The organism is Trichococcus flocculiformis (assembly GCF_900113645.1).
GTDB lineage: Bacteria > Bacillota > Bacilli > Lactobacillales > Aerococcaceae > Trichococcus > Trichococcus flocculiformis.
In genome coordinates this window covers 17,677-43,171 of sequence record NZ_FOQC01000008.1, presented here as the reverse complement: position 1 = coordinate 43,171, position 25,495 = coordinate 17,677, and the positions used below count along the sequence as shown (strand labels likewise).

21 protein-coding genes are annotated in these 25,495 nt (G+C 40.4%); 5 read left to right on the top strand and 16 right to left on the bottom strand.

Annotated features, from left to right (window positions below; genetic code table 11):
* Positions 1 to 11 precede the first annotated feature (11 nt).
* Genes BMZ71_RS05075 through BMZ71_RS05055 form a run of 5 tightly spaced genes read right to left on the bottom strand, consistent with a single transcriptional unit; the run spans position 12 to position 9,326 of the window.
* Positions 12 to 1,316: an McrC family protein gene (locus BMZ71_RS05075; RefSeq protein ID WP_086988766.1), complete on the bottom strand. Its 1,305-nt coding sequence runs from the start codon at positions 1,314 to 1,316 to the stop codon at positions 12 to 14.
* Positions 1,313 to 3,145 (bottom strand): McrB family protein, encoded by a 1,833-nt coding sequence (locus BMZ71_RS05070; RefSeq protein WP_218142767.1) that lies wholly within the window; start codon positions 3,143 to 3,145, stop codon positions 1,313 to 1,315. The genes BMZ71_RS05075 and BMZ71_RS05070 overlap by 4 nt, the downstream gene beginning before the upstream one ends.
* A 34-nt stretch (positions 3,146 to 3,179) precedes the next feature.
* A complete protein-coding gene (locus tag BMZ71_RS05065; RefSeq protein ID WP_086988767.1) occupies positions 3,180 to 5,333 on the bottom strand; it encodes a DEAD/DEAH box helicase in 2,154 nt (717 codons plus the stop codon).
* Positions 5,334 to 5,379: 46 nt separating this feature from the next.
* Complete coding sequence (locus BMZ71_RS05060) at positions 5,380 to 6,132, bottom strand: hypothetical protein (protein WP_086988768.1); 753 nt, start codon at positions 6,130 to 6,132, stop codon at positions 5,380 to 5,382.
* A 35-nt stretch (positions 6,133 to 6,167) separates the two neighbouring features.
* The gene (locus BMZ71_RS05055) at positions 6,168 to 9,326 is read right to left on the bottom strand and encodes a type I restriction endonuclease subunit R (protein ID WP_086988769.1); all 3,159 of its coding nucleotides are present in this window, start codon (positions 9,324 to 9,326) and stop codon (positions 6,168 to 6,170) included.
* A gap of 86 nt (positions 9,327 to 9,412) precedes the next feature.
* Between BMZ71_RS05055 and BMZ71_RS05050 the strand changes: the two genes are divergently transcribed.
* Positions 9,413 to 10,579 carry a restriction endonuclease subunit S gene (locus BMZ71_RS05050; RefSeq protein WP_086988770.1) on the top strand — a complete coding sequence of 389 codons (1,167 nt, stop codon included), beginning with the start codon at positions 9,413 to 9,415 and terminating at the stop codon, positions 10,577 to 10,579.
* Positions 10,580 to 10,609: 30 nt separating this feature from the next.
* On the opposite strand, the gene BMZ71_RS05045 is transcribed toward BMZ71_RS05050, so the two are convergent.
* From BMZ71_RS05045 to BMZ71_RS04995, 11 genes are all read right to left on the bottom strand, one after another.
* Entirely contained in the window at positions 10,610 to 11,539 is a 930-nt protein-coding gene (locus tag BMZ71_RS05045; protein WP_086988771.1) for a site-specific integrase, read from the bottom strand.
* 83 nt (positions 11,540 to 11,622) lie between these two features.
* The gene (locus BMZ71_RS05040; RefSeq protein WP_086988772.1) at positions 11,623 to 12,834 is read right to left on the bottom strand and encodes a restriction endonuclease subunit S; all 1,212 of its coding nucleotides are present in this window, start codon (positions 12,832 to 12,834) and stop codon (positions 11,623 to 11,625) included.
* Positions 12,834 to 14,420, bottom strand: coding sequence for a type I restriction-modification system subunit M (locus BMZ71_RS05035; protein ID WP_086988773.1), 1,587 nt, complete (start codon positions 14,418 to 14,420; stop codon positions 12,834 to 12,836). The genes BMZ71_RS05040 and BMZ71_RS05035 overlap by 1 nt, the downstream gene beginning before the upstream one ends.
* Before the next feature lie 529 nt (positions 14,421 to 14,949).
* The gene (locus BMZ71_RS05030) at positions 14,950 to 15,303 is read right to left on the bottom strand and encodes a hypothetical protein (protein ID WP_086988775.1); all 354 of its coding nucleotides are present in this window, start codon (positions 15,301 to 15,303) and stop codon (positions 14,950 to 14,952) included.
* Positions 15,296 to 15,988, bottom strand: coding sequence for a MerR family transcriptional regulator (locus tag BMZ71_RS05025; RefSeq protein WP_245734387.1), 693 nt, complete (start codon positions 15,986 to 15,988; stop codon positions 15,296 to 15,298). The genes BMZ71_RS05030 and BMZ71_RS05025 overlap by 8 nt, the downstream gene beginning before the upstream one ends.
* 373 nt (positions 15,989 to 16,361) lie before the next feature.
* Complete coding sequence (locus BMZ71_RS05020) at positions 16,362 to 19,511, bottom strand: DEAD/DEAH box helicase (protein ID WP_086988777.1); 3,150 nt, start codon at positions 19,509 to 19,511, stop codon at positions 16,362 to 16,364.
* A gap of 412 nt (positions 19,512 to 19,923) precedes the next feature.
* Positions 19,924 to 20,736, bottom strand: a complete 813-nt coding sequence (locus BMZ71_RS05015; RefSeq protein WP_086988778.1) for a Cof-type HAD-IIB family hydrolase — start codon at positions 20,734 to 20,736, stop codon at positions 19,924 to 19,926.
* Entirely contained in the window at positions 20,733 to 21,494 is a 762-nt protein-coding gene (locus BMZ71_RS05010; protein WP_086988779.1) for a DeoR/GlpR family DNA-binding transcription regulator, read from the bottom strand. Before BMZ71_RS05010 ends, BMZ71_RS05015 begins: the two co-directional genes overlap by 4 nt.
* A 154-nt stretch (positions 21,495 to 21,648) precedes the next feature.
* Entirely contained in the window at positions 21,649 to 21,810 is a 162-nt protein-coding gene (locus tag BMZ71_RS14815; protein ID WP_086988780.1) for a hypothetical protein, read from the bottom strand.
* A complete protein-coding gene (locus BMZ71_RS05000; RefSeq protein ID WP_086988781.1) occupies positions 21,803 to 22,474 on the bottom strand; it encodes a zeta toxin family protein in 672 nt (223 codons plus the stop codon). The genes BMZ71_RS14815 and BMZ71_RS05000 overlap by 8 nt, the downstream gene beginning before the upstream one ends.
* A 137-nt stretch (positions 22,475 to 22,611) precedes the next feature.
* Positions 22,612 to 23,112 (bottom strand): hypothetical protein, encoded by a 501-nt coding sequence (locus tag BMZ71_RS04995; protein ID WP_086988782.1) that lies wholly within the window; start codon positions 23,110 to 23,112, stop codon positions 22,612 to 22,614.
* Positions 23,113 to 23,324: 212 nt separating this feature from the next.
* On the opposite strand from BMZ71_RS04995, the gene BMZ71_RS04990 reads away from it, so the two are divergent.
* The 4 genes from BMZ71_RS04990 (at position 23,325) to BMZ71_RS04975 (ending at position 25,483) form a co-directional block, all read left to right on the top strand.
* Entirely contained in the window at positions 23,325 to 24,179 is an 855-nt protein-coding gene (locus BMZ71_RS04990; protein WP_086988783.1) for an aldo/keto reductase, read from the top strand.
* A 218-nt stretch (positions 24,180 to 24,397) separates the two neighbouring features.
* The gene (locus BMZ71_RS04985) at positions 24,398 to 24,580 is read left to right on the top strand and encodes a type II toxin-antitoxin system HicA family toxin (protein WP_086629134.1); all 183 of its coding nucleotides are present in this window, start codon (positions 24,398 to 24,400) and stop codon (positions 24,578 to 24,580) included.
* Between the two features lie 46 nt (positions 24,581 to 24,626).
* Positions 24,627 to 25,016 carry a type II toxin-antitoxin system HicB family antitoxin gene (locus tag BMZ71_RS04980; RefSeq protein ID WP_086988784.1) on the top strand — a complete coding sequence of 130 codons (390 nt, stop codon included), beginning with the start codon at positions 24,627 to 24,629 and terminating at the stop codon, positions 25,014 to 25,016.
* A gap of 227 nt (positions 25,017 to 25,243) precedes the next feature.
* Complete coding sequence (locus BMZ71_RS04975) at positions 25,244 to 25,483, top strand: type II toxin-antitoxin system HicB family antitoxin (RefSeq protein ID WP_086988785.1); 240 nt, start codon at positions 25,244 to 25,246, stop codon at positions 25,481 to 25,483.
* Positions 25,484 to 25,495: the final 12 nt, after the last annotated feature.

Genomic DNA, 25,495 nt, shown 5'->3' with positions numbered 1-25,495 from the left:
TAATCAGTTCTCTATTCAGTATGTTCTTTTATAAACAAATCCCGAATTTGCCCCTCAACATCCCCGTATAAATCAAGATGCCGCACTGCAACCTGCACACCATTAGTGTCAGGTATGTCAGTTAAACTGTGAAATTCAGTCTGCAGAAATTCTTTGCTGTAAGGGTAAAGCAAAACTACCTTTTGAACCTTTTCTCCTTTATGGCTGTACCTTGTATGATACGCATACATCTGATACAAGTCTGCTTGAGTTGGACCATCTGCCTTCAGTACTTTCCATTTCGTGTCCGCAATCACAGTTGATTCATCAGATCGAATGACAATGTCTGGTCGCAAACGATAGGAACTACTCTGTTTCCCATGCTCATCAAATAACCAAATTTTCCTATCCTGCAGCGAAACATTGTAGTCACTTAACGTTTTGCGTACCAAATCAGACACGTAGGCCTCAAAAATTTTATCCATAGGGAAAAGCAAAGCAAAGGCCATGCTGCTGCCTTTAAACGAAGTGAAGGATTGCTTTGCTAGTATGATTTCACACCATAGCAGTGCCTGAGTGTAGTATTGAAAGTTTCGGTCAAGTTTGATTCGCTGGAAACCTTGGTCCACGTCATGCAGAATCGTCACTTGATTGAAGTAAATGAGCTGTTCACGGATCAGACGCTGATTATTGAAATCTGACGAAATATGCAGCAGATATTCTAACGCTGTACGGATCAATCGATTTTCCGGACAATTAATCATGAATTCATCGTGATGATTGTAGAAGCGTGCTTTGTTAACCAGGTTATGTTGGATCTGCTGCTTCATCAGCAATTTCCCTTTTAGGAATGCCTCATTCTCTTCCACACCAATATATGCAGACTTAAGCCCCTGCTTAATGATGCTGTCTACTTCACCCAAGAACATCCGGATAAAAACCTCAAACATGTTGGTATTAGCAGTATCCAGATGTGCCATGGTAAAAGTTCTGCCGTCAATATTTTTGACCGCACCCAACATCTTCAGAAAAAGCATCCGGACATCGTTATCCTTTTTGCTAGCCCCATGCTTCCCATGGATTTTGGGCAAAATTTCAATCGTCAAGCCAGATTTCGTTTGCAGGACACCGACATAATTATTCGCTTGCACACCTAGGCGGATCGGTCTGAGAAAATTATTGATCGCAGAATCCGTCCCATCATCACAAACGGTATTGCCCTCATCAATGAAAGTCTTCAGCTCTTCGATATCTCTTTTTGTCACCTTTACACCTGCATAGTCAGCCCCTGCATATAGGCGACCATATTCAGTGATTGTAACGACTCGATTCTTCATAATTCATTCACTTCTTTATGGATAAGGACTCCTGATAGAAACTTTTTAAAATCCTCATCACTTGCAGTAGCTTTCAGAGCATACTTATTTTCATTATTGCTGAAGAAACCATCGGCCAGCTTATTATCGAACAGTTTGTTCGGCGAGATTTCCTTTTCAACAATGTAGATCCCATTCTTATCATTCAGAATTGCTCTTATTTTTCGGAAATCATCGTAAAAATATTCTTGCAACAACGGAATGATCTTATTCTCAAAAGTCCTTTTCACATCAGCAAGAGTGTTGTTGTTCATGAAGAAAGCGTGTCCCAGCGTATGCTCCCGGTCATAAAGATATTCAATCCGTTCATTTAATGCATCCAAAATGTCAGCCAAATTGAATCCTTCGATGCTTCCAGAATCTCCTACCTCTTTACGGATCAAACCGCTGTTTGGCATCATTTCAACAAAATCAAATCGACGACGCAAAGCGGTATCCATCATCGCAAGTGATCGATCAGCGGTATTCATCGTTCCCAAAATGTACACATTTTTAGGGATTCCAAACTGATCTCCAGAATAAGGCAATGTTACCTTAATTTCCTCAGCTGCACCAATCCTTTTCTCAGGTTCAATCAAGGTAATCAATTCACCGAAAATTTTGCTGATATTCCCGCGGTTGATTTCATCAATCACGAACAAGAAATTATTATCAGTTCCATTTTCCAGATCCTCTTCTGCTCTTTCACAGAAATTCCGGAACACGCCTTTTTTCACTTCATACTGGATACTACCATCCACAGTTTCAGCACGAATTCCTTCTATGAAATCTTCATACCCATATGATTGATGAAAGGTTACGAACTGGTAGTAATAATCCTTTTTCTGACCTATTTCTTCTTTAGCATTCGAAAAAACTTCTTCAGCCTCAATCTTTCCGGCTTCTGTCAAAGCCCATCTGTCTTTGATTCGCTCGAAAAGATCTCTCCCATTTCGATAAGTTGATGTTGTTGAATCCTCTGTAGCATGCTCGATCACTGTAGTACTGAGTGTGCCGTAAATCGATTTGCTTTTTTTAGTTTTGGCATATGCACGAACCACTTCAGTATTCTCAATTTCCTTAACTGACAACGCTTCAAAATTTCTTTCCTTATAAGCCAAGTAAATGGCCTCTCTCCAGGATAACCCTTCAAAATTGTAAAGCCGTTCCGACGCTGATTGATTCAAAAGCAAAGTATCTTTGTAAGTTTTCACTTCGTATGTCTTACCAGTTCCAGGAGGACCGTATAGAATCGTATTTAATCCAATTATCTGAAAATCTTCCTGGTTAGGTTCTACTTTTTGCGAGTTGTCTTTTGGATGTGTTCTCTTGTGTCTATTTTTTTGTTGTTCTGAATATTGAATTATTATTTCGTCACTTGGACTACCATATAAATTTAACAGCCCTTGTGCCAACATAACGTCATCAATGCCCGCAAAACTTCCATAGCAGATTATCTCGCCAAATTTTTCTATTTCTCTGATATTAATCCGAGGAGTTGAATGTCTTCTTTTTGTCTCATTTTTGATATCTTCTCGGCTTTCATAAAAACCAATTGCATTTTTGATTTCACTTTCTGGCTTTTTTTCTGAAGCATTCGGATATACGTCTTTGATCGTTATTAGCGACGGTGTCACTTCTTCAGTCCAATATTGGAGCGCCGCCTCCTCTGAAAGACGTTTCCATGAAAATCTTTTTGTATTTTCGGCTGAAAATTCGTTCCCATTAATAGTAAACTGTAATAGTTTTCTATTTTTTAGGTCTTCATAATTCTCAATTAATGGTTTGTTCTTTTTTAAAATTAGCTCCAAATTTAAAACCTTCTTCCGTTGGGAATTAGTGAATCTAAACAGCATCGACCTGAAGTCTTTCTCTTTCCATATCAACGATTTTTTTGACCATGGATTTTTCAGAAATGTCTTTCGCGGCAGCGGTATGATCGGTAATGTATGAATCCTTTGCATAATCATCAAATACTTGTTGCTTAGTATCTAACATCTCCATCATTCGCTCATCGATACTGTTTTCGGTCAATAGTCGATAAACAAATACTTTTTGGGTCTGACCCATCCGGTAGGCTCTTGCAATGGCTTGTGTCTCAAGTGTGGGTTTTATTTGAGGTTCACAAAAAATGACAATACTGGCTGACTGGATATTCAAGCCCACTCCGCCTGCTTGTATTTGCGAAACCAACACATGTTTTTGTTCTGAAGATTTAAAGATGTCTAATATTTCCTGTCTCTGTGCGGAGGATACAGCTCCCGTTATAGGGGTGAGCGTTTTATCGCCCAGTTCCGAACATATTGTATTAATGACACTCTTAAAAAAGCTAAAGACAATGACTTTTTTCCCATTTGCAGCAGCTTCATCGCAAATTTCGATGAGCCGATTCAGTTTGGGGCTTTTCTTTTTTGTTATCCCTTGCCAACCTGCTCGTCGCATCAACATGAATTCTCCGTTTCTGACTGCTTCACGATAAATTTGACCCTCTTCTTGACCAAATGACAGCCATTCTTCAACTTGTGTCAATTCAGGGAGTTCAGTTAATACATCTTCCTTATTTCGGCGCAGATAAACGGGTGCAATTTTTTCTTTGAAAGTATTGGATCCTATATACTGCACACTATTCTCCATTTCCTTCGTAATATCTGGCTGGAGTTTACCAACCAAATTAACCATTTCCGCGAGCCGATTTTCTAAAGGTGTTCCCGTTAAATAAAGTACATTGTTACTTCTTTCAGTCAAACTATAGATAGTCTGTGATCGTTTTGCATCTGGGTTTTTCACGTAGTGGGCTTCATCTACAACTAATAAGTCTATTGTGTCTAAATTCTCATGTTTCAAACGCTGTATTGTCTCATACGTTGTAATGGCTACGCCGCCTTCAACTTGCCATTGATCAAAAGCCCGTTCTCGACTAGGACCATGAACCAAAAATGGCTTCAATTCGCTATGCTTTTCAATTTCACGCACCCAATTGATTACAATGCTAGCTGGACATACAACTATAAAGGTATTTTGACCTCCATGCGCAAGATGAGCCATAACAGCAATAGCTTCAATCGTTTTCCCTAGCCCCATCTCATCGCCAATAAGGACTTTTTTTTGTACTATTGCGTATTTTGCTCCGAAATCCTGCCACCCGCGCAGCTTCACCTTTAATTTACTTAGCATTAATTCAGTATTTTCAATTTTCTCGATAATTTCTGCAGATAAAGAATACGCTGGATGATTTTTTTCAAGACCAATACTGAAGTATGGTTCTAAAACCGCATAATAACGTGCTGCATTATTCTTAAAATCGTCCCAAATTTCTTCTTCTGAAAAAGATTGAATTTCCGATAGTTCTTTACGTAGCTGCTTCGTTTGTTCCTCGTATTTTTGGTTGAATGATTGGATTAATTCTAAATTAATTGCAAAAACAGCTTTTTTATCTGCAGACTTAAAAAGCCATTCCAGCGGCCAACTCCACTTGGGATTGACGACTCGGATTTTATCATCTATATATCCATTAAAGTATTGCGAAATCGAAAAAGCTTCTTCACTTATGCCTTTTTCCTTGTCTATCGGATAAACAGATTGTAACAATTTAGTATGTGATGGATCTTTGCGCTCCACATCAAAGCGAATGGATAAGCTTTTCGCTAATTCATTTTTATAGTTGCTAAGGGAGTGATGAATCACAGACTCTGTTCGCTCGCCGATGCCATCGATTCCTCTAGCGGTTGAAATTCGCTTCTGTAATTGACGGACATTTGTTATCCCATTCCTTTGCAAGGTAGACAATTTAATGCCTGGATACGCATTTGCGAAGTTTTCAATTGTTGTGTTTTCGAACGCTTCTCTGATGGTTTCCTCTTTTACGTTTGAAATGCATTTCTTCAAATCGTTTTGTTTCCGACTAAAGTGCATTTGCAAATCGTTGGCTTCAGCATAAATTCCTTTCGCTTTTGCAATCGCTCTTGAAACATCAGCCTTTTTGGGTTTAATGAGGGTCATCTATTATCCTCCTCGTAATAGCTGTTTTAAAGAATTAAAGCCTTCATTAATAACCTATGACATCCTTGCTCACTGCCATGATGACTTCTTTGGGAATGGTTTCGATTTCAAGCGAGTAAACAGTATTCAATCTTGGATTAAAGATACCTAGTTTCTTTAGAGATTGAAATTCATCATGAATCGAGTTTGTTCCCATCAGATAATAAACAAGCAGCTGAAGCGTATGTTGAGGTTTGATATTAGCCTTTAAAACTTTAAAATCCCATAAGGTATCTGCCGTCAGAAAGTCGCCATCTCCTGATGTTATTTTGTCTGTATATCCCCCAAGAAAAGTAAAAGAATCCAGGGTCATTGGTCCATACTCGTCAAAAAAGTTAAGGCTTCTTGTCACCATTTCTTTGATGTTAAAAAGCGTATCCTCATTTGGAACGAGCATAGTATCCTCTGGGATGAAGCCGCTTCGCAATACTGAGTCATATTTCACGAGATTAATTGCAGCGGTTATTGATTGATCATCCAAGTCATGGATCTGGCCTACTAACGTTTTTGCAATCATTAATTTTTTCGCTCTATTTGCACCGATTAAAGAGATGTTAAATGCTTCTTGTGCGCCTTCAGCGGGATTCAGCATAAGTCTAGTCAAGTAATCTACGGTTATTCCTATTAGATTTGGCGGAATATTTTCTGAAGGTTTAAGTTCATTGGATGATGTCAATTCCTTTGACGAAAATGATTTGATTGGTATATACCCGCCCCTTGGTTGTTTAATTTGCTCGATTCTTTTTGTGACTGAAACCATGCTGTTTCCTCCTCTTTAATGTCGCAAACCTATTGTCATCTTAACTCATTATCTAACGGCACAACAACCTCATCCAATACCTTTCGCCATTGCCGTTTCATTTCTGGACCGTATCGCAGCGGTCTGGCTTCTGTATGCATCGCCTTGTATTTTTCAAAGCTTTTGCTGTCGATGATACCACCTATATTTGGAATCGGTTCTGCTCCGATAACATACTGTACTGCCGAGGAGTGTAATTCATCAGGTGAAACAAACCAATCCTTCGCAAAATGAGCGATAGCCTGATCTCCGGCTAGAGTAAAGTAATGCCGTTTGAGGACAAAGATATCTTCCTCTGGATCAACTCGTTTTGAGTCGATATCGTTCAAGATGGCACGGTAAACATCCCTTACAACCTCTGCTTTGTTCAACTTCTGCATCGCTTTTTCAATGTCTTCACGCACAGATTTATTGTTTGCTGAGTACGTGTTCAACAGCTGGTCGATGTAGGTAGCGTCGATATCATACAGTTTGACCGCATTGTCTGAATAGAATTCTATTTCTGACAGACTTTCTGGGGGCGTCGGTCCTACAGGCAAATCTGCAAGTATTGAACCTTTTATCGTCTGATACAATCCTAAATTCTCTTCCAGAACCATCACTTGTTTTTTCATGCTACCTGATTTTTCCATCTCATCGTTGTAATCATCGTAAGTTACAAGCGCCTCAAACGAATTAGTGAATTCCTGAAATGCTTTGACAAAATCAATCCTCAATTCCAACGGAGAGTGCTCATCTATATTCGGATGTGTTTCAACGATGCCAGTGAACTTCTTATGACCGCCATTGAATCTCTTCTTCGATTTTTCATAAGTCGGATAAATCAGATTGGTTTCTTCTTTAGCTTCGGAATAGAGTCTTGTTGCATCTGCAACATTTTTTTCCATGGAGTGCGGCTTCCGGAAAGTGACGATCAAGCCTTTCGTTTTATCCGGGTAGGTACGATTCGTACGCGAAAAGGCTTGAATCAAGTTGGCATAGCTAAGATTCCGGTCAACAAATAAGGTCTGAATCGTCGGCGCATCGAAACCTGTCAGCAATCTATCGACGACGATAACCAAGTCAATCTGTTTCCCGAATTCTTTGAATTCCCCTTTTTTGCGCGCGAGCCGATTGTTGATGTCCCCGTTATAGCGGCCAATGTCATCGATGCCCCAAGCAGTACCGTAGTACGCGTTGTAATCCTTGATTATTTTTTTCATTTCTTTTTGATTTTGGGCTGAATCCACTTCATTTTCCTGCATAGAATAGGTGATCGCTATTCTCGGAAAATCTGGGTCTTCAATCGTGCGACCTGTCCTGATCGGATGGTGAGAAAATTCTCTTTGAATCCAGCCTGGTTCCTTCGTCATTTCCTTGATTGCATGATAATACCGTTTTGCCATATCGATCGAACTAGTCGTCAGAATCGCTGACTTTCTCGGCCGGCCATTTTGAAAATCAAATTTCATATAGGCGTTATCCGGCCGGAAAATTTTATGTAGCACCTTTTGAATATGCTCGTCCCGTTCATAGATCGTTGCATCCAAATACTCTTCTTTTTCGACCGGCGGCATCTGATCGATCATGTCATTGATTCCATCTACGCTGTAGCTTGCATATTTTTCATTGACTTGGAGGTTTTTGAAAATGTGATTATTCAAAGAGGTCTGTTCAATCGTATCCTCATGCTCCACCTGAAATCCCAAAACAGCAGCATCGTCCAAAGCATCCTTGATCGTGTAAGTATGCAATTTCTCCCCATATTGATCGTGCGTTGTTCTGGCCAATTGCCCTTTGGCTTGCTTTTTATTCTCTTCAAAAATAGGTGTCCCAGTAAAGCCGAACCAAGTGGAATTTGGGAAGAACTGCTTTATTTCATCCATATTTTCCGCACTCAAAGCACGGTGACATTCATCCACGACAAAGACGATATGCTGGCCCAACAACTTTTTGAAACGTTCCACATTTCGTTTCTCCTTTTGCTTTTGGGCATGGCGCAATGCGGACTCCAGTTTTTGGCGAGTCGTGATGATGACTGTATTATTGTTCGTATCCGACAACAAAGCTCGGCTGAGTTCAATCGAGCTGCCTGTACCCACAATCAAACTGTTCGCTCGAACATTTCCAGAAGAAATACCTGTATTAAATTCCGAGGCAAACTTTGTGAATTCTGATGTAGTCTGGCTGTCCAAGTCTTTCCTGTCAATGACCATGATGGTTCTATCAACACCAGATTTGCGCGCAAGCAATTTTGTAGCTACAAAACTCGTCAACGTTTTCCCTGATCCTGTCGCATGCCAAACATAACCCGATTCGTGTTTTATGGCAGATGTAAACAGAGCTTCAATCGCGTGAATTTGGTAAGGATGCAACACCATTAAAGCTCTATTATCATGATCCTCACTGACAATCGTATAATGCGCGATCAAGCGGTGCGCATCCGGGATGTTCAACACCTGCTTACAAAATTCATAAACATTGTCCACCTTGCGATTGTCCGTCGTCCGCCAACTAAAAAGGAATTTCTTATGCATATCCTTTGGAAGCGCATTCGCAAAATAACGGGTTGTCTTTTCATTGGAAACGACAAAAAGCTGCAACGTCGAAAAGATATTATTGCGGAACATCCCTTCTTCAGCATATTTTTTTATTTGATTAAAAGCCTGAAAATAACCGTCTTTTGCACCAGCTTGTTTCAACTCAATCTGCACAATCGGCAACCCGTTGATCAACAAGGTTACGTCAAATCGCCGCTCGCGCTCATCATCCGATTTTTTCTTGGCAATCTGATTTACAACTTCATAAGTGGAAATACCTCCGCCGATATCTTGATTGGAATACAAGATCAAAGACATGGCACCTAAAGAAGCATCCTCACGCTCAATTGTGATACGCGCAATGCCATTTTCACCCTTCAGCCATTTGGCAGCATGAAAAGGCGTTTTCGTATGCGTTAATAACTCCATTTTAATCGAATCAAATTCTTTATCCGTAATCGGATGTTCCTTGATTTCAGATAAGTTATTTTGAGTAATTTTTTGGCGCAGATTCTTCCATAAATCTTCTTCAGATTTAAGATCCTCGCGATAGTTCCACTGATTATGTCCTTGACCCAGAACGTCAATCAGATGTTTTTCAATTGTTGCCTCATCATTTCTCGGAATTTTGCACATAATCTTCCCACCTAAGCTATATACTTAATTCCCCCACAAATTATCTATTAAATTATATCACGATTGTTTTATTAAATGTGACATTTATGAGAAATTACGATTGGGAACAGCGTAAGTTAGGCGATGATAAAGATGTCCGTGATGGTACTCATGATTCTCCAAAATATCATCAAGAAGGACACCCCTTAGTTACATCGAAAAACTTAAATGATTATGGACTGGATATGACTGATGTTTCACTTATTTCTGATGCAGATTTTGAAGCGATTAATAAACGTTCGAAAGTGGATAATGGCGATATTTTATTTGGAATGATAGGAACTATCGGAAATCCCGTTATTGTTGATAGAAGTGATTTTGCGATAAAAAATGTAGCTTTAATAAAAGAAGGCGGAGACATTCCAAACAGATTTCTTATTCAATTGTTAAAGTCGTCAGTTTTCGAAAAATATATTCGCAATGAGAATGCTGGAAATACTCAAAAATTTCTTGGATTGAGTAAAATAAGAGAATTTACATTTTTTACTCCAACTACTGAGGAGCAGATTAGAATTGCTACATTTTTCAAACAACTCGACGATACTATCGCTCTTCATCAACGAAAGCTCACCTTGCTAGAACAGCTTAAACAAACGTATCTGCAAGTTATGTTCCCACAAGGTAAGGAAAGTATTCCAAAACTCCGGTTTACAGATCATTCCGAACCTTGGGAACAGCGTAAGTTAGGTGAGGTTGGTTCAGTTGTTATGTGCAAGAGGATTTTTAAAGATCAGACAACTGCATTTGGCGATATTCCTTTTTATAAAATTGGAACTTTTGGGGGCAGCCCGGATTCTTTTATTCCAAATGACTTATTCGAAGAATATAAAAAAAATTATCCATATCCCGAAATTGGAGATATTCTGATGTCTGCTTCTGGAACAATTGGTAGAACCGTTGTTTATGAAGGTGAAAAAGCCTATTATCAGGATTCAAATATTGTTTGGCTAAAAACAGATAAATCTTTAATTGATAATTCGTTCTTAAAGCAATTTTATCAAGTTGTTAAATGGTCTGGCTTGGAAGGGAGTACGATTAAGAGACTTTACAACAGCAACATTCTTTCAACAGGTATAAATCTTCCATCATTGAGAGAACAAACTAAACTAGGTACTTTCTTCAATCAGATAGACAATACTATTGCTCTTCATCAAAAAAAGATTGCTCATCTAAAAGCACTGAAAAGTACTTTACTCAACAAAATGTTCATTTAAAAAGGCACACGAGGTGCCTTTTTGTTTATCTTACATCAATAATGCCAAGTGTTTCATGATCTTGTCGTTGTCTTGATTTTCGAGTTCTTGAATAATGTGGAGATACGTTTCTTGTGTGGTAGTCATGCTGGAATGTCCCAATCTTGTTGCTACACTCGCAATCGAAACGCCCGCAAACAATAGTAATGAAGCATGCGTATGTCTGAGGCTATGAATGGTAATGATTGGAATATTTGCATTTGTACAAAGGGCCTTTAGACGATAATTGATTGTTGAATTGAATACCCTGTTCTTCACAAAGATTGGTTTTTCAGGATCTAAATTCTTAATCAGCTGCGAAAATTGCATCGCAGTTTGCCAATCAATTTGCATCGTTCGTTTTGAGGATTCATTCTTCGTAGGTTGAAAGTTCCCTGTAGTACCTTTATAGTTCCAGGTTTTTGAAATGCTTAGCTTTTGCTTGGAAAAATCGAAATCATTTGGAGTAAGTGCAAGAGCTTCAGAAAAACGCAACCCTGTTTTTGCCACCAATAAGATAAACCAATCCCAATTGATTTCAGAGGATAGTTCCAGTTGTCTTAGCAACGCTTGAATTTCAAATTGGTTTAAAAACTTCGGTCGCTTCTCCTTAGGTTTTTTGCCTTTGATGATGATTTTTCGCGTGGGATTTGTAGTAATCAGTCCCTCGTCAACCGCATCAAGTATTGCGCCTTTTAATTGATGGTGAAAATCCATTGTGGTTTGTTTTTCGTGGGTAAGTGCATAGTCATTCAGCAGCTGTTGGTATTTCCGTCTGTCTATCTCCTCAACCTTTAAACTGGGCGCTAGTTCATACACTCGTTGGAGGGACATATTATATTTACTTAACGTTACGGACCGCACAGCCCCAACCTTGTATAATTCGATCCATTCCTCGAAATACTCGTAAAACAACTGATCTGACTTTCTTTTTCTAACCAAAATAAAAACCTCCTGATAATAAATTTGATGAACATTTCATCACTTTATTATCAGGAGGTTATCTGTTTTCTGCAAAAATTTGACTACACGAGCATCTTTGCTAATAGAGTTTTCTTTAGTTCTGCAAGTTTCTGAAGCTTGCTTTGATGAAGAGCGATAGTGTCGTCAAGTTTAGTGAAGAAGTCTCCAATCTTTGTCTGCTCTTCAATATGGCAGATTTGAATAAATGCATCTTTTAAGTCTGCTGAATTAATAGACTCAAAGGTAGACCCTGAACTGTATCTTGTCCAAAAACCTTGTTCTTTCATGCGTGACAGTGTCTGAAAGATGAAAGCATTCCCTTTTATACCAGCAACTCCTCGTCCTAACACTACTGTATAATCGGTTCTTCCTACATCACCTACTGGTGCTCGTACGCTTAAAATAATATCCTCAGGGTCAGCTTTCTTAGTTACCTGCGTGGTCCATACACGTGGACAAACTCGCCCATTTTTCATATCTGCGTTTCCTTGCACAAGTATATGATCTCTTGGATTGTCAGTATAATTTTCTCCGTTAGGTGATTGTCCCATAGTAATTTGAACCGTGTCTCCCAACTTACGCTGTTCCCATGGTTCGGAAAAATCCGCAAATCTTAGTACTGGCATATTCTCCTCATTTTGCGGGAACATCTGTTTCAAATAAGTTTCTTTAAGCTGGTTAAATAAGGTTAACTTTCGTTGATGAAGAGCGATAGTATCATCGATCTTATCAAAAAAATCTGCAATTAATACTTGCTCACTCACAGATGGCAAAACAATCGGAAGAATTTTTAATAATTCAGCATTATAGCTTTGTTGCTTTGTTCCTTGTGTGTATTGAAGTCCATATTCTTCTCCAACCTTTCGATACCATTGAAACAAGAACGATGAATCAAGTAATTTTTTTTTAGGAAACAGAGCCATACATGATTGGTTCATAGTCGTGTCTATTCCCAATTTCGCACAGTTTCCACGAGTTCCGGCAGCTTCTAAACCAGTTATAGCCATCACAAATGTACCTTTAGGAACAATTTTTAAATTTGCATTTTTTCTTCCATCTTCGGTAATTTTTTCAATTGTTTCAGAAACAACACCTCTGTTTAATTCACCACTGGAAAGCCAATTAATTTCTCCATTCCAAAAACTAGCATTCGTTCTGGAAGGAGTTTGACCATTATACTGATTATCTATTACCTCTCCCAACTTACGCTGTTCCCAATCATCAGTGAATCCTTGAAAACGTATAGCTGGCGCCTTTTTAGTTTCTTCAGACATCACCGAAACACCGCCTTTGTTGCTTCGATGATTTCGCGTGTTTCATCTGTGATCGCTAATTCATCAAGCATAGCAAGGAAGTCATTTTCGGCTGCTTTGATTTGCTGATTGAGGGCTACAAGCTCTTTCCCGAGTTCAACAATATCAACTTCTTCTTGTTCTTCAAAGGTATCCACGTAACGAGGAATATTTAAGTTGAAATCATTCTCTTGGATCTCCTCAAAACTTGCGACGTGCGCAAACTTCTCAACATCCTCACGTTTTTTGTAGGTTTCAACAATTCTGTCGATATTTTCTGGCGACAGCTTGTTCTGATTTTTACCTTTGATGAAATCCTTGCTGGCGTCAATGAATAAAACGTCTCTGGATGTCCGGTTTTTCTTCAAAATGATAACGGTCGTAGGAATCGATGTACCAAAGAACAAGTTCGCTGGCATTCCAATAACGGTATCAATGCTCCCATCCTCCAATAACTTTTTACGAATGACACCTTCAGCAGCACCACGGAACAGGACACCATGCGGCAATACGATTGCCATCGTTCCAGAATCTTTCAAATGGTAGAAACCATGCAACAAGAACGCGAAGTCTGCTTTTGATTTCGGCGCTAATTTGCCGTATCGATTAAATCGCGAATCATCCAAGAAGGTGTCATCTGAAGACCATTTAGCAGAATATGGCGGATTCATTACCACGGAGTCAAACGTGTATGGTTCGTCTGTTGGCCAGTCCTTATTCAAGGTGTCGCCGTTGCGCAACCGAATATCCTCATTGTCGACGCCGTGCAAAATTAAATTCATTTTTGCTAAGTTAAATGTGGTCGTGTTCAATTCTTGACCATGATATTTTACGCTCTTCGGATAATTCAAATAATTACGGATGTTGAGCATCAAAGAACCGGATCCCATCGTCGGGTCAAATACACTGAACAATTTCTTATCTTCTTGCCCAATTGCAGCGATCCTTGCCATCATATCTGAAACTTCATGGGGCGTGTAAAATTCTCCAGCTTTCTTCCCTGCTTCGGAGGCAAATTGACTGATCAAAAATTCATAGGCATCGCCAATAACGTCGCCGTTGTGACCCAACACATCAATACCGTTGAGTTTTTTCAGTACTTCAGTGATGGTGACGTTGCGTTGCTGATCGTCTGCACCCAATTTTTTGGATTTAAGATCCACATCATCGAATAACCCGCTAAATTGATTGTATTTAGTGGACAAGTCAATGAACGCTTTATTTAAGTCGTTCAGTTGGAATGTATTCTGATTTGCTTGCATCGTCAAAACATTGAATAAATGATCCGCTGCAATATCATAGCCAAGAGTATCGACTAACGTTTCGATCAAATCGCTCTTTGTATCTTCATCTTCAAGTAGCTGACGATACAAAACCGTCTGCTTATCCGCATTGGAAAATTCATCCAATGACTCACCAGCTAATTCAACAACTTTTTCTAAAAGCTTATCTGAGAGATATTTGTAGAAAATTAACCCTAGTAAATAATTTTTATATTCAGACGCATCCATCTTACTGCGCAGATTGTCAGCAGCGCTAAATAGCTTCTGATTTAATTCAGCTCCCATTTTAAAACCCCTTTAGTGTATAGTTATCCATCTTATTATTATAGCTTACGATGTGGAAAAGCGTAAGCAAAGAATAAATGCACACTTAAATGGGCGCATTATAAATAACCGTATACCATGCGATGTTCCCGCTAATTCCTGAATTTTTTTGACAAAGGCAAGTACCGATCCAGTAATGCTACGTTTTGGTAGAAATTCAGCTTCCGTAAATTCCGAAATTGCCTCATGATTTATTCTTAGAAATTGACACCATTGTTTTGGCGTTTTCTACCCAACTCAAACAAACGCCATCAAACCATCTACGCTGCTTAAACTTATACTCGACTACTTTAGCTGAGTTTATTTCCAAAAAATAGCAAGGTTTCGACCCAATATAGAAGTTCATGTACAATAGTATATGCGTCTTTTGAGTACGAGCTTTCGACTCACTTTTCAGAGCATTCAGGAAGTCCAGGTATAAACACAACCAAAACAGGCTACTCATCGCTGGATTATTTCCAGTAATTGGGAGCCTGTTTATTGTTGGCAGTTAATCGTTTAAGAATGACTTAAACAGGTTAAGTATATCTCGTCCTGTATTATAAACAGTCTCATTTTCCCCCGTCTGTCCATCATCATCATGATACTGATTTTTTTTTTCAATCCGAACGCCTTCCTTGTCTCCCCTCAAAGTATAAGTTGTCTCCTCTTCACGAGTGTACTTACCATCAGAAGACACGCCATCGAATTTATTCCTAATCGTTTTGGATTTGCCATTGTACTTGTCAGGTTCAGTTGCAAGCTCATGTAAAGAATCAACTTCACTATCTTTATACCGACCATTTCCCAAATCGATGTACTCACTTATTATTCTTTTCTTTTCATTTTTTTCTTTTCTATTCATAACGTTGCTCCTCTTCTATTGGTTTGATTTCTATCTGTTCCGAATCAATCGAGCCATAAGGATACTCACAAATGCTACCCACAACCTGATATTTTTTGCCGCATTTACTGCAATGACAGTCATCTGCTTGAAAGTAACGATACAATTCTTGCCCCATTGATTTTTCAGTGGAATCCTCAACGTATACATACTCCTCAAGATCTATTCTATTCATTGCATGACAATAGGGGCAGCTGACAATACGCTCCATACTAACCTGCGGAGATGCCCAGTCACTTATAACCTCTAATTCATAATGTCCCCGAAAGTGCTGGCCGTTTTGTTCTTTTATCTGGATGTCTGCCCAATACGAGTCTCGTGGTAAAGAATCATAAGATACATTTGAAGCGCGAATTTGCTGAATCAGTTCCAGAGAACCGAGCATTTCGTCGACCTCTTTCCGCATATCTATTTCTGTTTGCTTGAGTGCATCATCCAAGGTAATGTCATGGGCTTGAAGTTTTTTAACAGTTTCAGCAGATGCACCGGCCGTCATTAAGATCAGAACCATTTTGATATTAAGTAAGTCTTGCTCCGAAAATTCTCGATAGCCATTTTCACCCCTGCTTGCTGTGAACAATCCTTCTCTCTCCAGATAATGAATATGAGACCTTGGAATGTTTAACGTCTCCTCAACATCCTTCATTTTCACGATGGATTCCTCCTTTCATATGTGTATCATAATCTATGAACAAAGTTTACAGTCAATAGAATTCATAAAATTTTCCCAACTTTTTTCGATGTCTGAAAAACACTGCACCAAAATTTTTAATGTTCCAACTTTATCAATAGTTACGACTATTTAAGCGCTTCCGAGAAATCCGATAACCTATCGATAATTTGAAATTAACCATTTATTCATATAATTTCGGATTTAGCATGTGATCGAACTTTCAGTAATCAGTTTTTTTTAGGTTAGTTTTTTAAGCGTCTGATTTTCCTTTTTGTTCTATAGTAAAAAGAGCACCAACAATGACGCTCTTTTACTATACGCTTTACAAAAATAGTCCCTGTCCTCCCTATCCCACCACCAACTTATTCGTCTTCTTCAAAAACTTCGCCGGGATTGGACGTTCCAATTTCCAGCTGATGTTCATTGGTTTGCTTCCGGAATGTTGGACATAGTTGGCCAGTCCCAAGAAGGTGTATGGGGCTGCACCGATGCGATCATTCTTGAATTCGCGGACAAATAGGAGGACGTTGCTGCCGCGCTCCCGGTGGTTGATGTAGCGTTGCCCGGTTGAAGCATGATCTCCTGTCGTGCTTTGGCTTTGCCAATGGAAGAGCGTTTCGTTGATGGAGTAATCATTGTACATTGTCGTTGGGGAGTAGTCTTTGTCCGCCTTATTCAAGGTAACGAAGAGCACGTCGATTTTCTTCTCGGGTAACCATTTGACGCCTTCTCGGACATTACTCGGATTCATGTGATCCATTGCCACCAGCAATTGATCACGCGTATAGGTGCAATGCAGATCAAGCGGGCTCTCAAATCCCAAATTGACAGGTTCGTCAATAAAGTCGATCCGATCGAAGTTATAGCGCAGAAGTCCCATCATTTCCTCCAACATCACAGGATTACGTGAAAGCAAAGCCAAATTTCCTTTGACTTCTGCACTTTCCCAATCTTCGATGGCTTTTTGCCAGACGGTGATATAGAACATCTGGAACATGCGTTGCTGAATCGGTGACAGCTTCTTCAAGTCGACCTTGTCCAGACGCGGTAAAATATCCAGCAAAAAAGCAATCCAACGTCGAGAATCGATGGCACAAATGCGTTTCAACGCTTTGTTGATTATTTCTTCCAGTTCCTCTTCGAATTCTTCCCGGACCCCTGCCGAGACACATAATCTCGCAAAGTTGGCTCTAGAGAAAATCGTGCGGACATCCAAATGATAATAGTCAACGAAATTGGCCAGATCTAAAGGCAGGCCGCTGTCTTCTTCAAAGGTCGCGATCCGGCTGATCAAACCATTTTTGGCGCTGAAGGAAGATTTGATGTTGTCCAGCACGTATTTGGCGGCTTTCTTTTCCAACTGTATGTAGCAACCTTTTGGAGCCGAAACAAAACCATTTTTCAGTTCACTTTGAGCACTGTGCGTCGTATTGGCAAGAAGCGCTGAAAATTTTTCTTCAAAATTGTACTTTCTGTTGGCTTGTCCAATAAAGTCCAGTACGGTCAGACACTCCTTACCTTCAGCCAACCGGAGGCCGCGGCCGAGTTGTTGCAGGAAAATCGTCAAGGACTCGGTCGGACGCAGAAAGAGAACTGTGTTTACTTCCGGGATGTCCACCCCTTCGTTATAAATGTCGACTACGAAAATAAAGCGGATCTCCCCTGAAACCAAGCGTTTCTGAGCGGTACGTCTATCTTGATCGTTGGACTGACCAGTCAAATGAATCGATGGAATGCCATTATTGTTGAACTGTTCCGCCATAAATTGGGCATGTTCGATTGAAACGCAGAAGCCTAATCCTTTAACTTCTTCGATATCCGTAACGTATTTATCCAAAGATTGGATCACGTTATTAGAACGGCGCAAAGCGACTCCGCGATTCAGCGAGTAAAGCTTGTTCAACTCTGATTTATCATAGCCTCCCCGAGTCCAGCGCAGCTCGCTCAAATCGATGGCATCGGTGACACCGAAGTATTGGAATGGACTCAATAATTTGCGATCGATTGCCTCTGGAAGTCTGATTTCAGCAGCAATACGATTATCGAAATAATCCAAAATGCTTTTGCCGTCCATCCGTTCAGGCGTAGCAGTCAAGCCTAACAAAATACTTGGTTTAAAATGATTCAGCAAAGTTTGGTAAGTAGGGGCAGCTGCGTGGTGGAATTCATCCACGATGATGAAATCGTAATAATCTTCAGGCAATTTTTCATGCAAGGCTTGGGAGTTCATCGTTTGAATGGAAACGAACAAATTATCCAAACTTTCCGGTTTATGGTTGCCCACAAACAACTCTCCAAAATTCTGATCTTTCAGAACACCTTGAAAAGTTTCCTGGCTCTGTCTCAAGATTTCTTCTCGATGCGCCACAAACAAAAGTCTGCATGGTCTAGCTGCATTCATGCGGCAAAAACGCCGGTAATCGAACGCCGAGATCACGGTCTTGCCCGTTCCCGTAGCTGCTACGACAAGGTTTCGGTAAAACCCGCGCACTTCCCGCTCAGCAAGCAGTTTATCGAGGATCTCTTGTTGGTAGGGATAAGGATGGATATCGAAAACAAAGCGGCGGGTCTCTCCGTCACCCATGAAACGGTCAGCCTTCAAGGCACGCACGAGACGTTCCCGTTCCGTATCCTGATAAAACTCAAACTCTGAAGAATTCCAATAACTTTCCAGCGTTGCGGCGATTTTACGGATGGTATCCGGTTGGTCTTTCGCAGTAATTTTCAGATTCCATTCCAAACCGCTAGAAATAGCCGCATTCGATAGATTTGATGAACCGACATAAGCCGTCGAGAAGCCCGTTTCGCGATAAAAAGTGTATGTTTTTGCATGAAGGCGCGTCCTTTTTGTGTCATAGGAAATTTTGATTTCCGTATTCGACAGCTTACCCAGTTCTTCAATTGCCTTTACATCGGTCGCCCCCATATAAGAAGTCGTGATGATGCGCAGTTTTCCGCCTCCCGCGGTGAAATCGCGCAGTTCATCGATGATGAGGCGCAGCCCGCTCCACTTAATGAAAGAAACGAGCATATCGATACGGTCTGCTGATTGGATCTCCTTTTTGAGCTCTGAGAACATTTGTGGCTCGTGGATTGCACCCGTAAAAAGACTGCTTTGTGCGATGGAAGTCTCGGGACGAATCAGTTTGGCCGCTGTTTTTCCGGCATGGATATCCACGTCGTTTTCACCCAAAAGTGCCATAAGCTGTTCCGCACGTTCGTCCACCGACATTTGAGCAAAATCCGTTTCCTGCGTCGTCTTAGTAATGGTCTCGACGACTTTATTGATGAGGGCGACTTGGGCAGTCATACCTCCACCATTATCCGAAACATTATCCAAACCTTTCTGGATGATTTCCGAAAGGTATTGCGTCAATACTTTCGATGCTTCCGCCTGATCAATCTGCGCGACCGATTTACGGACCTCTGGAATTTCTTGCAACAACGCTTTTATTTGTGAATTGATGACTTGTTCGTATAAGCCTGGATTGAGCATGGGATCACACTTTCTGCAGAGAATTTTTGTGATTTTTGAAAATATATTAGGGTGAATGTTTCGTATTTACGCAAAATATTTATTATAATTTTAATTATAGATAAGTTTGTTGCACAATTCAATGTAAGTAGACTATAGGTATAGCAATATTAGCAATCATCGATATGCAAAACCATCCTACCGTATATTCCACGGAATTATTAATCTCAAAATTTTCTGAGCGGTTCCGAGAAGCACGCGAAACAAGGAAACACATAGAGTCACAAAAATAAGCACAAACGCTATTCACTATGAACAGGCGGTTGTGCTTTTGCTATATGTTGAAGTCTTAAATTCAATAAGCGCGTGCATAAGGATCATTGTCGTTCCAAACATTCTAATTTCAAATAATTCATAAAACTACCGTTCCATTTTATCCAAAAATCTTCATCAATGCCTTATAAAACCCATTCTCATCATTCGTATCCGTTACGCAATCAGCTGCTTGTTTGACTTCGTCAGGGGCATTGCCCATTGCGATTCCTTTGCCTGCGTGTATGATCATCGGCATATCGTTGAAATTGTCTCCGATCGCTAAGGTATTTGCTAATTCAACGCCATATTTTTCGCATAAAAAGTGAAGGGCTCCTAATTTTGATACTTGATTATTGACGATTTCCATATAGGTGTCTTTTGATAGGTAGTAGGAAATGTTTGATAAGTTTGCCCCTGCCAGCTCATCCTCAAGTTTTTGAATATCATCCGGATTTCCCATACACAGTATTTTATGAACCGGAAAATGCTCATTCAGGAAATATTCCATTGAGATTGCTTCCGGATCCATTTTGGTGATGGCCGCTTCCTGTTTGACCCACTCATCTTCTCGTTCAACGTACCACCGCTCGCCGGAATAGATATTGAAGCTTATTTCCGGAAACTTTGTGGATACTGCTTGATAAAGCTGTAATGCGTCCTGTCGCTCCAAAGTCAGACTATACAGATCATCAAATGATCCTTCTTTATATTGTGTGATCAGCGCTCCGTTGAAGCAGACCAGTGGTGAAGACAAACGGACTTCATCGGCAATCGAAACCATTGCTCCTGGCGGTCTGGCGGATGCCAAAATGATTTTCATGCCTTGTTTCACCAAGTCCTGGATGATTTGGTTTGCTTCGGGTGAAACCTCATGCTTAGAATCCAACAACGTGCCGTCTATATCGCTGAATACCAACTCGACCTTTGTCATATCGTTTCCTCCTCAAAGATGATCTCTGTTTGATCTTCGAAATAAGCCTGCTGCTTTGCTGTCGGACCTTTATCTGTAATGAAGCAATCGATGTCCTGGTAATTTGCGCCTTTGTACTGCGCTTCTTTGCTGAATTTCTGATTTTCAGCAACCAACACCACTTGCCGGCTTTGTTTTACCACTTTCTGCTTGATCAAGGCGTTGTTCGGTTCTTTAAAAAAGATGCCTTCTTTCTCCAAACTTGCGGCGCCGATAAAACAAATATCAAATTTTATCGAATCGATTTCTTCCAAACTCCGGACCGAAAAGAAAAACCTGTCCTCATGATTGTACTCCCCGCCCAAAAGGTGAACCTTTATTTTAGGATTCATTCCCAATGCAAAAGCATTGTCCAGCGAGTGCGTATAGACCGTACACTTTTTGTTTAATTTCTGCGCTGCCAACAATAACGTAGTCGATACATCCAAAAACAGCGTACTGTCTTCTGTTATTTCTTCCAAAACTCTCTCAGCCATTTTTTCTTTTTCAGGTTTATGTATGCCTGTCCGCTCCCCAAAACTGAGTATCTTCGTTCTGTCTTCAGCTAGCATAATGCCTCCATGCGTACGGACAGCCGTTCCTGTTTTTAGGAATTCCAGGATATCACGACGCGCAGTGTCAGATGAAATCTGGAATGCTTCCATTATCTCTTTTTTGGAAAGTCTTTTTTTCTTCTCCAGCAACTGTTGGATCTGCTGAATGCGCTCTTCTTGGTACATCTTCCCACCACCTTTAATTGAATTATATAAGCAATCGTAAGTATTTTCAAGTTATTTTAAGCGATTTGTTAAATTGGATAAAAAAAATAAGCACAAACGTTTTTAGCGTTTGTGCTGGTTCTTGGACTAATCACAATTCAATTTGTTTTGTTCTTTATTTGTCCAACCCGACTTGTTTCCGTTGTCTTCTGTTGGACTCATCCGCGACATATTTCAAAACTGTGTGAAACTCCTTACGAGTTGCTTTCTCAGAAAAGGTGGCGTAGTCCCTATCATATTTATCCAGAATTTTTTGGGCCGTTTCTTTATCAATCATCTAATAACGCCTCCAGTTCTTTAAAGGAATATGTTTTTGGTAATATTAGTTCCAAGTTATCAATACCACTCGCTATCTCAGATATCTCATTTCGATAATCTTTTATGACTATGATAACTTCAACCAAATCACCAAATTTTTTGGTTACTTTGGAAATATTTTCTCTCGAATTTATGAATGCACTAATGAACCGCTCTTTTGGAACATGTCTACCTTCTGAAATTTCTCTCTGTTTTGTAAAATTCCAAGCAATGACCGGGTCTTGGAATACATAATATATCGTTGTAAGGTAATCCCTTTTTAAAGCTCTCTCTATATTCTCAATTGATTTGCCGATTGCGAATGTTCCATCCAGGATAAATGAATAACCTTTTTTTAAGACATAGTCCAAGGAATATTCAACCAACAGAGACGCTCCAGCCTGAAAATCACTTGAATTCGATCCATTATATTCCGGAAATTGACTGCGAAAAACATCTGCATCAATCATACAAATGTTGCTCAACATTTCTTCTAGGGCTGTGGCAACCTCAGTTTTACCAGCACCAGGACTCCCAGCCATGAATATGGCTGTCTTTTTGGCTGCAGGGATCTGACCATCCACAACCTTAGCGATAAATTCTTTTTTATGACTCTTAGCAAACGACACAGAATCATCCATCATATTGTCACCCACTTAGTGAACTACTTGTAAACCATATATTAGCACACTGCAAGCAAAATATCGAACACCCCGATATTCATTCAAAAACAAGCACAAACGCCGCTCATTATGAACTGACGTAGGTGCTTGTTTGGCTCTCAAATATTCAGATTAGGGATTTTGTTTTTTAAAGATGAGCTATTCTTCAAAATGACTTTTTCTTCAAGCCCGCGGATCAGGCGGCCTTCTTTGTCATAGACATGGCTTCGGGCTTTATTGATGTCGGCCATCGCAAGGATGAGCCTGTCGCGTATTGGTTCAGGCAATTCGTCGAACAGGAACGATTCTTTGTTGAGATTGTACTTCCCTCGCAGCGATTCCACTTCTCCGGCTTTCTTCAGTCGGTACGTTCGTTTGGGCAAGGCGCCTTCGATTGTGCGTTTCTCGATCCGATAGACATAGTTTTTGTCGTCGTAGACGATTTCGAGAGCGCCGCTGTTGGTGCGGTTATACTGCACATTTTTATGATTTTCCTTATGCAGTTCCCACCAGGCTTTGATTCCCGCAATTGCCTCTTCTTCGCTTTTGTAGCTGCCGTGTTCCTTCCGAATGTTGCCGATCCGATTCTGCCAATAGTTGGTATACACTGTTTGAGTCATACAATCCGCCCTTTCGATAATGTCGTAATCGCTATCATTGTATGACTAATCCGGAAAATTTGCAAGGGATGCAACTTAAGTAAATATTGCTGCTCGTTTCGTTTTGTAAACGCATAATAAAATTTCAAATAATAGCGCTTTACGTTTGACTTGGAGTACACTCCAAGGTTTAAAGTAGGCTTATACAAATAAATAGCTGGAGGAAAATCACTATGAAGCAAACGTATATCACATTGAACGATGGAAACAAAATCCCGCAATTCGGACTGGGCGTCTTCCAGATTCCGGGGGACGAAAAGACCAAAGAAGCTTGTTTGGAAGCCTTCAAATTAGGCTATCGCCACATCGATACCGCGCATGCCTATCAAAACGAGCGCGGTGTCGGGCAAGCAGTAAAAGAAAGCGGCATTCCGAGAGAAGAAATCTGGATCACATCGAAACTTTGGCCAAGCGAATACGGTGAAGGCAAGACGGCAAAAGCCATCGACAAAATGCTGGAGCGTCTGCAGACGGATTACATCGACCTTCTTCTTTTGCATCAACAGTTCGGGGATTACCTGGGCGCATGGAAAGATATGGAAAAAGCTGTCGCTGAAAATAAAGTGAAGAGCATCGGCTTGAGCAACTTCGAATCCGAGCGTTTGGAAGAAGTACTCGCTGCCGCAACGATCCATCCATCTGTACTGCAGGTTGAATGCCACCCTTACTATCAACAAAATGATCTGAAGAAACGGATCGCCCCTTATAACACAGTCATCGAAAGCTGGTATCCGCTGGGACATGGGGATGCAGCCTTGATTGAGGAGCCCGTTTTCACCAAGTTGGCAGAAAAATACGGGAAAACGAATGCCCAGATCATCCTGCGTTGGCACATCCAGGAAGGCATCATCGTTTTCCCTAAATCATCAAATCCGGTGCACATCAAAGAGAACATCGACATCTTCGATTTCGAATTGACTGAGGAAGAAATGAACGAAATCCGCCAACTGGACAAAGGGTTCCGCTACTTCACAATGACGCTTAAAGAACAAGAAGAAGCATTGGGCCAGTTTTTGCCGGCTGATTAATATCTAAAGATTTTTAATAACCCCCCCTACAGAAATGCTTCCATCCAGCATTTCTGTAGGGGGGTTATTTTATTCAGACTATATATGCAGCCGCTAATACTGAATGGGCCGCTACACTTCCTGTATCTATTTGAAGTAAACTTCGTCTGTTTAGGATAGGTTCTATTTGACAACAACAAAAATACGTACTATATTACGTATGAAGAAAGAGGCTTACCATGGACTCAAGGGAATTGATTTCGATAATAATGAATGATGGTTGGGTATTAGTTAACATAAGAGGCAGTCACCACCAATTCAGACACCTACTAAAACCTGGGCGCGTTACAGTACCACATCCAAAAAAGGATTTACCTAAAGGTACAGTGCATAGCATCCTCAAACAAGCGGGGTTGAAGTAACCCCTCGCCTTCTAAATTTATTCAACAATAGAAAGGAAGTATCCTTATGGTACTGTATTATGCTATTTTTAATCCCGAAGGCACGCAATTCAATATATCGTTTCCGGATTTACCGGAGTTGTTCACCAGCGGAGCTGACATGTCCGATGCCCTGCACATGGCAAAAGATGCTTTGGAAGGCTATCTGCTTTGGCTTGAGGATGAAAAAGAGGCTTTTCCTCCGGCATCCGAATATGATGAAATTTCTCCTTCTAAGGGAGATTTGTTGATTCCGATCGAAGCAAATCTCGAAGTGGCTAGACTCAAGGAAAACACGAAGATGATCAAGAAAACTTTGACGATTCCGAATTACGTCAATGCACTCGCGGAAAAAGAAGGCATCAATTTTTCGCAAACATTGACGGAAGTGTTGAAGGAGAAATTACAGATACATTAAGCAGTTGGATGTTCGTATATAGCAATCCTCGTTGGAGATGAGGTCTCTCTTTAATGCCATTTGATATTTACAACCCAAATAAAAATCTGATACACTATTCATGTCGCAAGACAAAAATCCTCCTAAGTCCTGAATATTGGTTGGCGAACCGAATTTATTCTGTGGATTATCGAGGATTTTTTTGTTATAAAATTTCAGTTAGTCCGATGTCCTGGAAGGAGCAAAATATGAAAATTTTATATCCAGCAGCATTCGAAAAAGACGGTGGCTATATACTCGTCCAGTTCCCCGATATACCTGAAGCAATGACACAAGGTGCAACTGCCCAAGAAGCACACGCCAAGGCGAAAGAAGTATTGGGCTTGGCATTAGATGGTAAGCAAGATTTTCCTGAAGCAACTGCGGTGGATGTCTTGGAGAGAAAGTATCCGGATAAAACAGTCACTCTGATAGAGATCGATTTCTGACAGTCGGCTTGA

What these genes read in the sequence shown, in the direction of transcription:
- BMZ71_RS05025 (WP_245734387.1), bottom strand. Translation starts at nt 15,988, where the DNA reads ATGAAGGATGTTGAGGAGACGTTAAACATTCCAAGGTCTCATATTCAT.
- BMZ71_RS05010 (WP_086988779.1), bottom strand. Translation starts at nt 21,494, where the DNA reads ATGTACCAAGAAGAGCGCATTCAGCAGATCCAACAGTTGCTGGAGAAG.
- BMZ71_RS05040 (WP_086988772.1), bottom strand. Translation starts at nt 12,834, where the DNA reads ATGTCTGAAGAAACTAAAAAGGCGCCAGCTATACGTTTTCAAGGATTC.
- BMZ71_RS05020 (WP_086988777.1), bottom strand. Translation starts at nt 19,511, where the DNA reads ATGCTCAATCCAGGCTTATACGAACAAGTCATCAATTCACAAATAAAA.
- BMZ71_RS05015 (WP_086988778.1), bottom strand. Translation starts at nt 20,736, where the DNA reads ATGACAAAGGTCGAGTTGGTATTCAGCGATATAGACGGCACGTTGTTG.
- BMZ71_RS05000 (WP_086988781.1), bottom strand. Translation starts at nt 22,474, where the DNA reads ATGATGGATGATTCTGTGTCGTTTGCTAAGAGTCATAAAAAAGAATTT.
- BMZ71_RS04980 (WP_086988784.1), top strand. Translation starts at nt 24,627, where the DNA reads ATGGTACTGTATTATGCTATTTTTAATCCCGAAGGCACGCAATTCAAT.
- BMZ71_RS05065 (WP_086988767.1), bottom strand. Translation starts at nt 5,333, where the DNA reads ATGACCCTCATTAAACCCAAAAAGGCTGATGTTTCAAGAGCGATTGCA.
- BMZ71_RS05055 (WP_086988769.1), bottom strand. Translation starts at nt 9,326, where the DNA reads ATGTGCAAAATTCCGAGAAATGATGAGGCAACAATTGAAAAACATCTG.
- BMZ71_RS05060 (WP_086988768.1), bottom strand. Translation starts at nt 6,132, where the DNA reads ATGGTTTCAGTCACAAAAAGAATCGAGCAAATTAAACAACCAAGGGGC.
- BMZ71_RS04990 (WP_086988783.1), top strand. Translation starts at nt 23,325, where the DNA reads ATGAAGCAAACGTATATCACATTGAACGATGGAAACAAAATCCCGCAA.
- BMZ71_RS05035 (WP_086988773.1), bottom strand. Translation starts at nt 14,420, where the DNA reads ATGGGAGCTGAATTAAATCAGAAGCTATTTAGCGCTGCTGACAATCTG.
- BMZ71_RS04995 (WP_086988782.1), bottom strand. Translation starts at nt 23,112, where the DNA reads ATGACTCAAACAGTGTATACCAACTATTGGCAGAATCGGATCGGCAAC.
- BMZ71_RS05075 (WP_086988766.1), bottom strand. Translation starts at nt 1,316, where the DNA reads ATGAAGAATCGAGTCGTTACAATCACTGAATATGGTCGCCTATATGCA.
- BMZ71_RS05030 (WP_086988775.1), bottom strand. Translation starts at nt 15,303, where the DNA reads ATGAATAGAAAAGAAAAAAATGAAAAGAAAAGAATAATAAGTGAGTAC.
- BMZ71_RS05050 (WP_086988770.1), top strand. Translation starts at nt 9,413, where the DNA reads ATGAGAAATTACGATTGGGAACAGCGTAAGTTAGGCGATGATAAAGAT.
- BMZ71_RS04985 (WP_086629134.1), top strand. Translation starts at nt 24,398, where the DNA reads ATGGACTCAAGGGAATTGATTTCGATAATAATGAATGATGGTTGGGTA.
- BMZ71_RS14815 (WP_086988780.1), bottom strand. Translation starts at nt 21,810, where the DNA reads ATGATTGATAAAGAAACGGCCCAAAAAATTCTGGATAAATATGATAGG.
- BMZ71_RS04975 (WP_086988785.1), top strand. Translation starts at nt 25,244, where the DNA reads ATGAAAATTTTATATCCAGCAGCATTCGAAAAAGACGGTGGCTATATA.